This window comes from Nonomuraea sp. B12E4 (genome assembly GCF_039871825.1).
Lineage (GTDB): Bacteria > Actinomycetota > Actinomycetes > Streptosporangiales > Streptosporangiaceae > Nonomuraea.
This window is the reverse complement of the sequence record NZ_JBDPME010000028.1, coordinates 92,389-106,259: the sequence shown is the minus strand read 5'-3', so window position 1 is coordinate 106,259 and position 13,871 is coordinate 92,389. Positions and strand designations below refer to the sequence as shown.

The window sequence follows — 13,871 nt, the reverse complement described above, 5'->3', positions numbered from 1 at the left end:
GCCGAGAACCTCGCAGCCGAGGGCGGCGGAACATGGAAGACCTACGCTCCTGGCGATCACACACAGTGATGGAAAGCCCCGAACGGCCGGGAACTCAGATCAGTCAATCAACGGCTCCTGCCAGTTCCAGATCCGAACGATAGCCGGTGGTCAGGAGGCTGGCAGGGACCGCTCGCCACCCGCACACCGGCCCTTCACAGCCCACCGGCGGTAAAGGGGGCCAGCGCGGCCAGCGCCGCTGCCGAGGCGGCGATGGCCGGACGATCCCCGGACGCGCGCGCGGTGGCCAGGGCCTGGCGGTAGTGGAAGCGGGCCTGGCCGGTGTCCTGCTCGGCCTCCGCCACCCGGCCCAGGCCGATGAGGATCCGCCAGCGCGTCAACGCGGCGCCGATCATTGCCCGGCCGCAGCCTCGCAGCGCCTGGTCGTACAGCTCGCGGGCGCCCTGCAGATCACCGCACAGGCGCGCGACGTCCGCGAGCCCGCGCAGGGCACCGGCCTGGGTCTCGGGCGTTCCGGTACGGCGGGCGAATTCGATGGCGCGCTTGTACTCCGCACGCGCGGCGAGCAGCCGGCCGGCGTCGGCCAGCCCGTCGGCGTTCCTGACGAGCAGCCTGGTCAGGTCCTCCACCGAGCCCAGCCGTCCCGCCAGGTCAATGGCCTGCGCCATCAGCGCGGCGAACCCAGACTCGTCCGCGAACCAGGCCACCTGCTCCAGGGCGGCGAGAACTCCCCAGCGGTCCCCGGTCCCGCGAAACCCCTCCAGCGCGGCCCGGAACGCCCGCTCGGCGGTGTCCCGGTCGCCGCCGAGCAAGCTTTTGACCCCTGATTCCAGGTGGGTGAACGCTTGGGACCACGGATCGGCGGGGACCTCCCCGTCCTCGTGGCAGGGGCCGTTCACCATGAACCGCAGGACGCGCAGGAACGGGTATCGGAGACGCCGATCGGCAAGGCGTCCCAGATGATCGCGCAGTCGCTGATCGTATACGGTGTCGCCGGCCGCGGCGTGCGCCAGGCACAGCGCGTACTCCTCTTCGAGGCCGGCGGGCGGTTCGTCGCCGATCGTCAGGAGCAGGTCGGCGGCCACCGCGGTTCGCTCGCCGGGCAGTCCCCGCAACTGCCCGTGCCACGACAGGGCGGCGAGCAGGCGGAGCGCGAGCGTGGGGTCGGCCCCCGCTGCCCAGCGCAGCGCAGCGTGGAAGTTGCCACGTTCGGCGTCGAGGCGGGCCAGCCACTCCAGCTGGTCAGGGCCGCGCAGGTGCGGCTCGGCGGCCCTGGCCAAGTCGAGGAAGTACGCCGCGTGGGCCGCTCTCACCTGTTCCGGCTCGCCGTCGGCGGCCAGCCGCTCGGCGCAGAACTCATGGACGGTCTCCAACATGCGGTACCGGCCTCCGCCGGCCTCCACCAGCGACTTGTCGACGAGGTCGGCGAGCAGTTCGACGACCTCGCCCTCGGACGGCCCGCAGACCCGGGCGGCCGCATGCAGCGGCGCGCCGCCGCTGAAGACCGTCAGCCGCGCGGCCAGCGCCTGTTCGGGGCGGCTCAGCAGGTCCCAGCTCCACCCGACGACCGAGCGGAGCGTCCGGTGCCGGGGCGCCGCCGAACGATCGCCACGCGACAGGAGGCGGAACCGGTCGTCCAGCCGGTCCTCGATCTCCTCGAGCGTCAGCGACCGCATCCGCGCGGCGGCGAGTTCGATCGCCAGCGGAAGTCCGTCGAGCGCCCGGCAGATGCGCAGCACCGCGCCGACGTTGGCGTCGTCGATCAGGAAACCGGGCCGCACGGCGGCAGCCCGGTCGGCGAACAGCCGCACCGCCGGATGGCCGAGCGCCTCCGGGCCGCTGCCGTTCAGCGGCAGCGGCGGAACCGGGTGCAGGGTCTCTCCTGTGATGCCCAGCCTCTCCCTGCTGGTGACCAGGATCCGCAGGTCCCGGCAGGCCACCAGCAGCCGACGGACGAGCGTGGCGACCTCGGCGACGACGTGCTCGCAGTTGTCCAAGATGAACAGCACCCGTCGATCGGCCAGCCCGGCGATCAGCCGTTCCACGGGGTCGAGCGGGCCCGACAGCGCGGGCACCAGCCCGGCCGTGCGCAGGCCCAGCGCCTCGATCAGGCTCTGCGGGACGGCCGTGCCGTCGGCGAGCGGGGCCAGGTCGACGAAGCGGACCTCATCCCGCTCCCGCACGGCGGCCTCGACCGCCAGCCGGGTCTTGCCGACCCCGCCAGGCCCGGTGAGCGTGACCAGTCGTCGCTCGCCGAACAGCGCGCGAACGCGTTCCAGGTCGCCGTCACGCCCCACGAAACTTGTGAACTGGGCCGGAACGCCACCTCCCGCCGCCTTGGCGGATGAGGGCTCGGTGCGCAACACCGCCATGTGCACACCGCCGAGCTCAGGAGAGGGATCGACACCGAACTCCTCCGCCAGTGTCCGCCGTGCGTCTTCGAACACCTGGAGCGCCTCGGCCTTGCGGCCGCTCCCGTACAGGGCCCGCATGAGCTGTCCGCGCAGCCGTTCCCGCAGCGGATGCGCCGCCACCATCTCCGGCAGCTCCGCCGCCAGGTCGCGGTGCTCACCGAGCGCCAACCGCGCCTCGACCAGGTCTTCCAGTACGGCGACCCGCAACTCCTCCAGCCTGGCGGCCTGCTCCCCGGCGAAGGGCGCGTCAATGACGTCGGCCAGCGCCGGACCCCGCCACAGTCCCAGTGCCTCGCCCAGGAGCCGGGCGGCGCCACCGTGATCCCCGGCGGCGAGCACCTGCCGTCCTTCGCCGGCGAGCCGCTCGAACCGGTGCGCGTCCACGTCGTCGGGATCGACGAGCAGCCGGTACCCGGCCGGACCGAACTGGAGCAGATCCCCCTTTTCCCCGGCCGCCTTGAGCCGGCGACGCAGCCGGGACACCTGGGACTGCAGGGCGTGCCCGGCACCGCTCGGCGCCTGCGGGCCGTACATGCCCTCGACGAGCCGCCCCACGCCCATCGTCCGGCCCACGTTCAGCAGCAACATCGCCAGCAGCGAACGCAACTGCGGTCCGCCGACCGCGAACGTCTCGCCATCGGCGGACCACACCCCCAAGGCCCCCAGGACACCGAATCGCACGGCAGAAGATCAGAAGCCGGTCAGGGCGGTGCCGGGGTGCGGAACGCGTCCGCCGAACGCGATACGGCGCTCCGACGTCTGGGCCCTCGGCCCGCACTGTGCGATCACCGCTCCCCCACCAATCGGTCTCCTTGACGGCAACCCTATGCTCTCTGACATTCGCGACTGGCCGTAGACGCCGGGGCTCAATCACGACATTGCGGCGCGGCCCGGACGGCGAGAATGTTCTGCCCCCGTCTTGCCGGGAACGGCCGCTGGGGCCGCCGGCGATCAGCAGGATGGGCTGGAGGATCCAGGTGAGCAGCGGCTTGGTCACCGAGGTTCAGCACGGCAAGCGTCGCCAGGCCCACGGCGATCGCCACTGACACCACCACGCTGGCATGGCTGGCGGTGAAGTCGAGACCGTGCTTGACCAGTACGGCGAGATCATGGCCCTGGCGTCGGATCTCGGCATCGGCTGCCCGCTGGGCGGCGAAGCCGTACCGGTGACCGGCAAGCGGAACGATCAGGTACGTCAGGGCCAGCAGGAACTGAAGGGCCACACGGATGGTCACGGGACCACCGCGTCAATCAATCCGGCCGACGCCTATCGCTACTCAGGTGACGCAGCAGCCTCGGAACCTCTCTGCCGCGCGGTGCTTACCCTTTGCGAGGAAGAACGTACCCGAGAAGGTGTGCTTCCCGCTCCAATATCTCGGCAAGACCCTTGCTGACCCAGGTCGCAAACAGGAGGCACGCGAAGTGCTGCAGGAGGCCCTGGCTCTGCGCATGGCCGAAGGCGACCCCGAGCTGATCGCCCGAAGCCAAGCGGCCCTGCGACTCCTCGACGCTCGATGCTTGCTGACACTTGGCGACCTTGAACAATCAGGGGCCACATGGCGACGGCCACCGCGTGATCATTCGGAGTTCGTGAAGACAACCAAAGATCGTGCGGTGGCCGCGACCCACAGTGGACGCCGATCCAGTCGTGACTGACCTGACCAACCTGGAGGGGCCAGGGTCAACGCCAGTTGACGACGCACAGATCAAATCGGGCCGGGCTCATAGCGAGCGTGAAGTCGCACCAGGCTCGGCGAAACTCACGACCCGATCACGGGGACCAGTAGAGGTCGCTCACCCGCAGGGTCACAAAACATTGCTTGCTCGCGTCACCATCGAACATTACCGAGATCCGCATAGCATTCTCCTGGCTACTGTTGGGGAAGCCGATGAACGGATAGTAGGGCTGCGGGCCCTTGTGCCAAGCACCGTCCTCGGTCGCGCTGAAATCCCTCCCGACTCCCCCGGCGAACACCCAGCCATATTGGTCGCCGTAGTGGTTGACCACCTCCCAGGCCCAGACTTCCGAGTTGTTGGTGTTGCCACCGGCCGACTCGATGTTGTAGCCCCAGGTCCAGACCGTCGTCTCATCACCGGTACCGGTGGGCTTGCCATAGGTTCGCAGGTCGGCACTGAATGATCGGCCATCCACCGAGCAGGTTCGCACCGCGCGGTACCGCGTCTCGGCCTGGACGCCGACATCGGTCGGCTCCGGTTCGGCCTGGACACCGACGCTGGTCGGCTCCGGTTCGGCCTGGACACCGACGCTGGTCGGCTCGGGTTCGGCGGCGGCTGGACCGGCGAGGGTGGTCAGAGCCAGTGCGCTCAGCGTCGCAACGATCGCGGATCGCTTGCGTATTGTGACCAGCGCACCGTCCGCGGCCAGCCGCTGGGCGATGGCTCGGCCCATTCCCCGTGAGGCGCCGGTCACCAGCGCGGTCTTGCCCTTTAAGTCCGTCATATCGGCCTCCTGTAAGTGATAGGCGATGACCACGAGGCTGACAGGGACCGCTCACCAATCACTCACCACCCACACACAAGCCCCTCACCGTCCACCGGCGTTGAACGCGGCCACCGCGGCCAGAGCCTCAGCCGAGGAGGCGGCGGCCGGACGATCTCCGGCCGCGCGCGATGGCGAGGGCCTGCCGGTAGCGGAAGCCGGGGCTTGTGCTCCTTGCCGAAAACCTTCGTCCGTGCAGTTCAAGCGGCATGTGAGTATTCGTGGAGGACTCCGCCGAGCCGGTCTCGTCGGCGTACGTTCTTGCGCCATACTCAGGTCGCGAAGCTGCGCCAGCTTGTCGGCCTTCTGCCGAACCAGATTGGTCATGCGCTCCTGAACGTCCCGGGCGAGATCACCTGTTGGGTCATCCGTGACCTCAAGGGTGTTGATCAGGCGGGCCCTACGCACATCAAGACCTCGGCGAGCAGGACGACGCCGGCCTGCTGTAAGCATTCAGCAGTTCATGATCTTGTTGTCGTGAGGACTGCCCGCAGGGTGGGATGATCTTCAGGTGCCGAAGGCCCCGGCCTCCGCCGCGCGTCGTATGACGAGCTGGCCGCGCTGGTGGTGCGGCAGATGAACACGCTGCTTCTCCAGGTCGGAGAAGCAGCCGTCGCCTGCGAGCGGGCGCAAGCGGCCGGCAGCCGGGAGCACCGGGCGCCGCCCTGGCCATGGCCGAGACCCCGACATGGCCGACGTATTCCCTCGAAGTCTGCTCTAGAGTGCGGCCCATGAATTCACCCGCGTACCTTTCCAGCCTGTTCTCCCTCGACGGCCGGGTGGCCGTGGTGACCGGGGGCAGTTCCGGCATCGGCCGGGCCATCGCCGAGGCCCTGGCCCGGGCTGGGGCCCGCGTCGTGATCGTGGCGCGCAAGGAGGCTGAACTGGCCGCCACGGTCGCCGAGCTGGAGGCCCACGGCTGCCGGGCGGCCTGGGTAAGCGCCGATCTGAGCAACCGTGACGCCGTCCGGGCTGGTGCCGAGGAGGCGGCGGCGGTGTTCGGGGAGCCCGACATTCTGGTGAACTCCGCCGGGGTCAACCTGCGGCCGCCGATGGGCGAGCTGACCGAGGAAGTGTGGGAGACGACGATGGCGGTGAACCTGGAGGCGCCGTTCCTGCTGGGCCGGCGGTTCGGCCCGGGCATGGCCGAGCGGGGCTTCGGGCGCATCATCCATATCAGCTCTCAGCAGGCACATCGGGCGTTCGTGCAGAGCGGCGCGTACGGCGTGTCCAAGGGAGGGCTGGAGTCGCTGTCCCGCTCCCAGGCCGAGGCGTGGTCACCGTACGGCGTCACCTGCAACACGCTCGTGCCCGGTTTCGTGATGACGCCGCTGAACGCGCGGTTGTCGGCGGATCCCGAGAAGGTCGCGGCGCTGGCCGCGCGCACGATGGTCGGACGCAACGGGCTGCCCGAGGACTTCGCCGGGGCGGCGGTGTTCCTGGCGAGTCCCGCCGCCGCGTACGTCACCGGGCAGTCGATCTTCGTTGACGGCGGTCTGTCCGTCCACTAGGAGGCGGCCGGTCTCACATGCCGGGTGAGCGCGATCGTCGAAGGTGTCGCACAGCGTATCACCCGGCCTGTCGTGAGCCGGGATGCCGGCCGAGATCCGGCTGCACGCGGGCGATCTCCCGGGAAATCGCCGCGGCCGTGGCGTGCAGCGCGGGAACGAGGGACACCACCGAAAGCCGCTCAACGGGCGCCGAGACCGTGGCGGCGGCGACCACCGCCGATCGCGCGAAGATCGGAACCGCCACCGACGCGGCGCCGTTCTGGAACTCTGCCCGGTCCACCGCGTACTTGCGGAGGCGGATCTCGCCCAGCTCGTGCTCCAGTGCGGGGCGATCCGTGATGGAGTTCGCGGTCCGGCGGGCGAACCCCCGCTCGCCCAGCACACGCTCCAGGAAGGCAGGCCCGGAGAACGCCAGCAGGACCTTTCCTGAGCCGGTGCAGGTCAAGGGCATCCGCCCGCCGATTCGGGTGTTCAGCTTCGTGGAGGCCCGGCCTGAGATCTTCTGGATGTACACCACGTCGAGCCCGTCGAGGACGGCCAACTGCACTGTCTCCCGGGTGATCTCGTACAGGTGGGCCAGATAGGGCGTCGCCACGTCGCTTAATCCCAGCCCGCGTTGCTCGGCGAGGTTGCCGAGTTCGAACAGCCCCAACCCCAGGCGCACCCCGTGCTCGACCGGCTGCAGCAGCCCTTCGGCGATAAGCTCGGCGACGAACCTGTTGGCCGTGGCCTTGGGAAGGCCGGTGATGCGGGCGATTTCCGCGCGGCACGGTCTCCTGGGGATCGGCGGCCCGACTCATTGAGTGAGTCTCACCCTTCGGTTGTCTGGCGGTCAACTTCTAATATCCGGGCACGACACACGACGGTTCCGCCGGAAGAGAACGCTGATGACCTCGCCTGCCGCCTTCGACTCGCGCATCATCCACCGGGTGCGCTTCGACGACATCACGACAAGCTTCGAGAGTGACGGGCCCGCCGACGGGGTGCCCGTGTTCCTGCTTCATGGCTTTCCCGACACCGCGGCGACGTGGGATGGCGTGGCGTCGGACCTGCTCGCCAAGGATCCTGGCCTGCGTCTGGTACGGCCCTACATCCGGGGGCACGGCCCCACGCTCGTGCATGAGGGTCACCCGATTTCGGCTGAGACGTCGGCGCTGGCCATGGACGTCGTCCGGCTCCCCGGCCATCTCGGCGTCGAGCGGTTTCACCTCGTGGGCAGCGATTGGGGCTGCCGCGCGGCCTATGCCCTGGCGGGCCTGTGGCCGGAGCGGCTGCTGTCGATGGTGACCCTGGGGACGGGCTACAACGAGGCGACCCCGATCACCGCACTGTCGATGCCACAGGTGTCGTCGTTCTGGTATCAGTGGCTGCTCAACACGCCACACGGCGAAACGCTCCTGCGGCGGCGCACACGGGAGTTCTGCCGGCACCTGTGGCGGGTTTGGTCGCCTTTCTGGGCCTTCACCGAAGCCGAATTCGCCGCCGCTGCTCCGGCCTTCGACAACAGCCAGTTCGCCGACACGGTCCTGCACTGATAATACGGGCGATCAAGCGGCGCCCCTGGAAATGAAATTGCCAATGTCGTCGGATACGCGGTCACTCCGACGTTCGTCCGCGCCCTGCTGGTTGGCACCGTGCACTTCGCCATCTCCAGGGTTCCCCAGAGATCAGGTGTCCGCCGAACCGGGCCAACTCCACGTAAGGCACGGTGCTGAACCGGGCAGCCACAAGCGATTACTTCGCGCGCGTGCTTTGTGCACGCGCGCGAAGGTAGGTCCGCGAGGAGGATGCGTGCGGGAATTGGCGCCAGGCAGGCGATCTTCGTTCGGTGCCTGAGCGTGTCTGACGCCGACAGCCGTTATCGGTTCGGTTCGCCCGGATGCCTTTCTTCCTTGGAGGGTTGTCAGTCGGTGACGTATGCCTACTCGCCGACGGACGCGTCCCCCATGGTGAACCGCGCGCCGGTGAGACGCGCCTTGACCGCCCCGTCGGCGCTGATGATCGGCGTGTCGGTGCCGTTCATGGCCAGTTCGCTGCCGGCGGGCTCAAAGTCCTTGAGCTTGCCGCCGAAGCGTACGGGGTTGGCCGCATACAGGGTGCTGGCCTGGGTGACGAGTTCGAACTCCGCGTCGATGTGCAGGTCGCTGGGGAACCGCACCTGGCTCAGGCTGCCCTCGCTCCCCTCGCCGAGGGCGCCGCCGGACGGCCGCGCCCAGCTGGCGCGCAGCATCACGCGGCCGCCGAGGGCGTCGCTGTGACCGGTCATGGCCAGGCGCGCCATCTGGGCCACCACGCCGGTCCCGTCATCGTGCTTGTCGGGCCCGAACAGCAAGATCTCGGCGCCCGCCGCCTTGAGGTGGTCGCCGGCCAGGTCGATGTGCTCGGTCTTGCCGTTGACCTCGACGTCGATGGTGCCTTCCATCGACGTCTGCATGATCATGGAGGGGTCGACGAGCATCGACATGAACGGGGCCGCGCTCGGGGCGAAGAACATCGTGGGCGTGATGCCGATCGGCTCGTTGTCGTCGTCGGCCGGATACCACGCCTCTGGCAGGGTGGTGCCGCGCAGCACGTTCGGCGCGTGGGCGATGTCGAACGGGCCGTCGCCGCGTGGGGCGCCGTGGTAGGGCCTGGTGAGCGGCTTCGTGTATGGGGGGATGTTGTCGATGACGGCGTAGGTGTCGATGGTGTTGCGGTGCGTCAGGCGCAGGGTGCTGGTCTCCAGGATGCCGAAGCGGCCGATGTGCATCTGCGCCGGGAAGTTCTTGCCCGGCGCGATCTGCCGCACGAGCCCGATGCTGGACAGGTACGGGTTGGACAGCAGCTGGATACGGTCGTCGAGTTCGTAGCTGAAGCCCTTGATGCCGACCTCGGGAGCGCTGATCAGCTCCTGCTCAAACTCGGAGCGGCCACTGTCGTCCACGCGGGTCTCGAAGCCGGGCATCGGCCACGTGTTGATCTGAACTAACCCGGAAAGGTTGATCGTCTCGCGGTGGCCCGCGTAGTAGTCGTCGCCGAACACGACGGTGGTGCAGGCGAGGAGGTGGGCGCGGATCGGTTGGGGCTCCAGATTGAGCGACTCATAAGTCTCTCGAAAGGCAGTCATATCCTCACGGTATCGGCTTGTTGTGTGAAGATCGACGACAGTCCGTGGCTGACGATTCACTTGGCGTAGATCCGTAGGATATCAACGCTGCGACCTGGGGTGCGGGCACGCCCGCCCTCAGCCAGGTGGAGACGCGGACGTGGCGGGGGTGGTCAGGGGTGAAGCACGACAGCGCTGGACGTGTTCCCGCTCACGATCAGCGGGTGCCGGGAAGGCGGCCAACGTACCTTGCGTGCCACGTCCTCGGCTCGGTCAGCCAGGCACTGCTGCATCGCGCGCCGTGCCCGCTGACCGTGGCACGGTGAGAACCCCGTCGTTCGTGTCGTCACTGTCGAGTACGTGCCGCGCGTTGCCGACAAGGTGTGCGTTCATCTTCCGCAGGGCCTCGAACCGCTTGGCGTGCTGCTCGAGCATCTTCGCCTGAATGAGCTGTTCCGCCGCCGTCCGGGCTGCAATGAGATCGGTCCGCTTCTTGCAGCCGACGTCGGCGACGGCCACGGCCCGCTCGGCCGGTGAGACCCGCGGTGAGTCGAGCTTCCAGCGCCGGTCCTCCACTGCCGCCTGTGGGGTCCGATAGTCGAAGCCTTTGTCATGCATGCAGTCGCTCCATGCCTGAATGGCCGAGGCCACCGCCGGATCTTCCGCAGAAAGATCGACAGCTTCGAATTCCAGGTCGGTGAACCAGGACGTGTTCCGGTCACCGATACCCTTCCACAAGGCGGAGTCGGTTCGGTCCGCGCACCCGTCCGGGTCGTAAAGGGCGGCCTTTTCCTCCTTGCTCGCGAGCTCCCTCCATGCCGCCTCTGCCGCTTGGGCCTGTCGTTCCTGCGGACTGTCGGGGACGTGATAGCCGTAGCGCTCGGCCGCTTCGGAGTCGGCCAGGCCGTACCGGCGAGCGTTTCCCGCGAGCAGCGGGTTCCCCTCTTCGAACCCGTATGATTCCTTCCAGTCGAAGCCCTTGTCGGCCATGCATTCCCGGACGAGCGCGCTGCGCGCGTCGGCGATGGTGGCGAGGGCCGCATCGTCGAGATGGTAGGCGTCGAAGGGCAGTACGACGGTCGCCCGGCTCGACCGGCTCACCCGGCTGGTGGACGTCGACCCCGGCCTGGTCGTCAGCGACTTCGCGGGCGTGCCGGACCTGGCCTCGGCCGAGATCCTCATCACCTGCTGGGGCTGCCCGGCCATCGACGCCTCCGTGCTGCGCCGCGCACCCGGGCTGCGCGCCGTCGTCCACGTGGCGGGCACGGTCAAGAGCCTGATCACGGATGCCTGCTGGGAACGCGGCATAGCCGTCTCCTCGGGGGCCGCAGCCAACGCGCTCCCGGTGGCCGAGTACACCGTCGCCGCGATCCTGTTCGCCGGCAAGCGCGTGCTCGGCCTCAGGGACCTCTACCGCGGGGAGCGCCGCTCCCTCGACTGGGCCGCGCACTTCCCCTCGCTGGGCAACTACCGCAGAACCGTCGGCATCATCGGGGCCTCGCACATCGGCCGCCGGGTGCTCGACCTGCTCCGCCCCTTCGACCTCGACCTCTTGATCTACGACCCGTACCTCGACGAGACAGGAGCGGCCGCGCTCGGCGCGCGACCGGTCGGCCTCGACGAGCTGGATCGGTACGTACGGGGCCCGCCGTTCGCGCATCCCGTGCGTGCCGATATGATCAACCGCCTGGCGTGACACGGAGGGCGATCCCGATGACGAATCCACTCGCCGGCAACCCGCTGTGTACCCGTGCGGACCTGCAGGAGGCGGTTCGCTCCTTGTGCGCGCCGCTCGCCCCGCGATTCAGCCCCGGCGGCGCCCGGGTACGGCTCGGCAACTCGGGGGCTGCCTTCGACGACACCGCCGCGGAGCTGGAGGGATTCGCCCGCCCGCTGTGGGGACTCGCCCCGCTGGCCGCCGGAGGAGGCCACTTCGACGGCTGGGACTCCTACGTCCGAGGGCTGACGAACGGCACCGATCCCGGCGGACCGGAGTTCTGGGGCGACCCTGCCGACCGCGACCAGCGCCTGGTGGAGATGGCCGCCATCGGCTTCGCCCTTGCCCTGGTCCCAGAGCGAGTATGGGAGCCGCTCGCGCCGTCGGCGCGCGACCACCTGGTGCGCTGGCTCTCCCTGATCAACCGGCGCCAGACCCCGGACAACAACTGGCTGTTCTTCCGCGTGCTGGTGAACCTCGGCCTGGCCAGGGTCGGCGCGGATCACGACCCCGCCGCGACGCGGGAGGCGCTGAACCGCCTGGATAGTTTCTCCCTTGGGGACAACGGCTGGTACTCCGACGGCCCGACGAGGCAGCGCGACTACTACGTACCGTTCGCCATGCACTTCTACGGCCTGATCTGCGCCGCGCTCGCCGATGACGCCCCCTCCGAAGTCTCCGAGCGGGCGGGGCGGTTCCGTGAACGGGCCGCGCTGTTCGCCCAGGACTTCGCGCACTGGTTCACCGCCGACGGTGCGGCCGTGCCGTACGGGCGGAGCCTCACCTATCGCTTCGCCCAAGGCGCCTTCTGGGGCGCGCTCGCCTTCGCCGACGTGGAGGCGCTGCCCTGGGGCGTGCTCAAAGGACTCGCGCTGCGCCACCTGCGCTGGTGGAGCCGCCCCCCGATCTTCCAGCCCGACGCGACGCTCTCCATCGGGTACGGTTACGCCAACCTGATCATGGCAGAGGGCTACAACTCACCGGGCTCGCCGTACTGGGCGTTGAAGTTCTTCCTGCCACTCGCGCTGCCGGAAACCCATCCCTTCTGGCAAGCGGAGGAGTCACGCCTGCCCGACCTGCCGCGGGTCCACGCGGTGCCCGAGGCCGGCATGCTGATCGTCAGGGACGAGGCGGGCCGCCAGGTGACCGCCCTTTCCGGCGGCGCCCAGTGGGCGGATTGGGAGCCACGGCACGTGGCGGAAAAGTACGCCAAGTTCGCCTATTCCACCGCGTTCGGCTTCAGCGTTCCCGCCGGAAGCCGCGGCCTCGCGCAGGCGGCTGCCGACAACATGCTGGCCCTGTCGGAAGACGGCGTGCACTACCACGTGCGCACGCGGTCGGAAGGCGGGAAGGAGCCGGAGGAAACGACGGCGCGGGAAGGGGAGGCGGCGCGGGAAGGGGAGGCGGCGTGGGAAGGGGAGGCGGCGTGGGAAGGGGAGGCGCTGCGCTCCCTCTGGCGGCCCATGCCCGGTGTGGAAGTGGAGACCTGGCTGCTGCCACGCCCGCCGTGGCACCTGCGCGTCCACCGAGTGCGATGCGAGCGCCCGCTGACCGGAGCGGAGGGCGGCTTCGCCGTCGGCCGCTCCGACCGGCTCGACACGCTCGAGATCGAGGGCGCCGCCTGGGCATGCGGCCCTTCCGGCGGGAGCGGCCTGCTCGATCTGTCCGGTACGCGCGACGGGCGCGTGATCCTCACCGAGCCCAACACCAACCTGATCACCCCCCGTACCGCCCTGCCCACGCTCGTCTCCCGCCATGAGGCAGGGGAACACTGGCTGGCCTGCGCCGTCCTGGCCGACCCCGACAGCACCGCCTGGCGATCCGCCTGGTCCCAGCCGCCAACGCTTCCCGCCTGGCTCGCCGAACGGATGGCGCACCCGGTCGGCGATCAACTGCGGACAACCTCCACCCAGTAGCGGCCGTCACGGTCGCGGTGGGCGCTGTGGATGTCGGTGGCCAGGTCGGGAAAGCTCCGGTTCGAAATCCTCCAGGGCTCGCATGACCCGGCGGGCGGTCACGAGGTCGCCTTGAGGTACCAGAAGTCCACCTGCGCGAGCGCTTCGACGGACGTCCCCGGTGCGAAGCCGCCGTACCCGCTCCCATGCACCCACTTCCCGACAAGGTGGGGAATGTAGCGGCTGGACAGGTTGGTCGCCTCGAAAATGAGACGGCACGGCTTTCCCGTGCGCCACAGCGTTCGGGCGAATGTGGCCATGACCTCCTCGGCGTGCGCCGCGCCGGCTTTCGTGCTGCTCGCGAGACCGTAGAAATAGATCAGATTTTCGTTGTCGGCCGCGGCCTGTTCTTCGAGATTCGCGCGGAATTCCGGGGAGAGCCAGTCGCACGCGGCCAGGCCGGTCATGAACAATCCGATGCAGACCGGCCGGCCCCGCTCGAATGTCGCCAAGGTCTGGGTGTCGCTGTGCAAGAGAGCCGAATTGAAGGTGGCCTGCGACTCCTCCATGGAGATGGGATGGTGCCTGCCCAGCCAGTCGAAGCGCTCGCCATAAAGCTCCCACAGCCGCTCCGCCAGGCGCGGATCGGCGCGCAATGAGGCCGCGCCAAGGATCGCGGCGTTCGCCTCTGCCGGGGCTCGGGGAGTCGAGTCTGGCCTCATTTCGAAAATACCGAGTCGAGGCGGCGC

General features: G+C 69.1%; 12 protein-coding genes. 4 read left to right on the top strand and 8 right to left on the bottom strand.

The window, feature by feature from the left end; all coding sequences use genetic code 11:
• Window positions 1-194: 194 nt before the first annotated feature.
• From ABGB18_RS40195 to ABGB18_RS40180, 4 genes are all read right to left on the bottom strand, one after another.
• Complete coding sequence (locus ABGB18_RS40195) at window positions 195-3,095, bottom strand: BTAD domain-containing putative transcriptional regulator (RefSeq protein ID WP_347700922.1); 2,901 nt, start codon at window positions 3,093-3,095, stop codon at window positions 195-197.
• Window positions 3,096-3,280: 185 nt separating this feature from the next.
• On the bottom strand, window positions 3,281-3,649 hold the full coding sequence (locus ABGB18_RS40190; RefSeq protein ID WP_347700921.1) for a hypothetical protein: 369 nt from the start codon (window positions 3,647-3,649) through the stop codon (window positions 3,281-3,283).
• A gap of 536 nt (window positions 3,650-4,185) precedes the next feature.
• Window positions 4,186-4,875, bottom strand: a complete 690-nt coding sequence (locus tag ABGB18_RS40185) for an SDR family NAD(P)-dependent oxidoreductase (protein ID WP_347700927.1) — start codon at window positions 4,873-4,875, stop codon at window positions 4,186-4,188.
• 546 nt (window positions 4,876-5,421) lie between these two features.
• On the bottom strand, window positions 5,422-5,547 hold the full coding sequence (locus tag ABGB18_RS40180; RefSeq protein ID WP_347700920.1) for a hypothetical protein: 126 nt from the start codon (window positions 5,545-5,547) through the stop codon (window positions 5,422-5,424).
• Window positions 5,548-5,645: 98 nt separating this feature from the next.
• Here ABGB18_RS40180 and ABGB18_RS40175 point away from each other — a divergent pair, with 98 nt between their 5' ends.
• Window positions 5,646-6,425 (top strand): SDR family oxidoreductase, encoded by a 780-nt coding sequence (locus ABGB18_RS40175; protein WP_347700919.1) that lies wholly within the window; start codon window positions 5,646-5,648, stop codon window positions 6,423-6,425.
• Window positions 6,426-6,483: 58 nt separating this feature from the next.
• On the opposite strand, the gene ABGB18_RS40170 is transcribed toward ABGB18_RS40175, so the two are convergent.
• The gene (locus tag ABGB18_RS40170) at window positions 6,484-7,089 is read right to left on the bottom strand and encodes an IclR family transcriptional regulator (protein ID WP_347700918.1); all 606 of its coding nucleotides are present in this window, start codon (window positions 7,087-7,089) and stop codon (window positions 6,484-6,486) included.
• Between the two features lie 223 nt (window positions 7,090-7,312).
• Between ABGB18_RS40170 and ABGB18_RS40165 the strand changes: the two genes are divergently transcribed.
• On the top strand, window positions 7,313-7,960 hold the full coding sequence (locus ABGB18_RS40165; RefSeq protein WP_347700917.1) for an alpha/beta hydrolase: 648 nt from the start codon (window positions 7,313-7,315) through the stop codon (window positions 7,958-7,960).
• 386 nt (window positions 7,961-8,346) lie between these two features.
• Here the strand turns inward: ABGB18_RS40165 and ABGB18_RS40160 are convergent, their stop codons facing one another.
• On the bottom strand, window positions 8,347-9,531 hold the full coding sequence (locus ABGB18_RS40160) for a DUF6004 family protein (RefSeq protein ID WP_347700916.1): 1,185 nt from the start codon (window positions 9,529-9,531) through the stop codon (window positions 8,347-8,349).
• A 252-nt stretch (window positions 9,532-9,783) separates the two neighbouring features.
• The gene (locus tag ABGB18_RS40155; RefSeq protein ID WP_347700915.1) at window positions 9,784-10,611 is read right to left on the bottom strand and encodes a hypothetical protein; all 828 of its coding nucleotides are present in this window, start codon (window positions 10,609-10,611) and stop codon (window positions 9,784-9,786) included.
• A 7-nt stretch (window positions 10,612-10,618) separates the two neighbouring features.
• Between ABGB18_RS40155 and ABGB18_RS40150 the strand changes: the two genes are divergently transcribed.
• A complete protein-coding gene (locus tag ABGB18_RS40150) occupies window positions 10,619-11,206 on the top strand; it encodes an NAD(P)-dependent oxidoreductase (protein ID WP_347700914.1) in 588 nt (195 codons plus the stop codon).
• Window positions 11,207-11,223: 17 nt separating this feature from the next.
• Window positions 11,224-13,143 (top strand): DUF2264 domain-containing protein, encoded by a 1,920-nt coding sequence (locus tag ABGB18_RS40145; RefSeq protein ID WP_347700913.1) that lies wholly within the window; start codon window positions 11,224-11,226, stop codon window positions 13,141-13,143.
• A 98-nt stretch (window positions 13,144-13,241) separates the two neighbouring features.
• Here the strand turns inward: ABGB18_RS40145 and ABGB18_RS40140 are convergent, their stop codons facing one another.
• The gene (locus ABGB18_RS40140) at window positions 13,242-13,844 is read right to left on the bottom strand and encodes a hypothetical protein (RefSeq protein ID WP_347700912.1); all 603 of its coding nucleotides are present in this window, start codon (window positions 13,842-13,844) and stop codon (window positions 13,242-13,244) included.
• Window positions 13,845-13,871 lie beyond the last annotated feature (27 nt).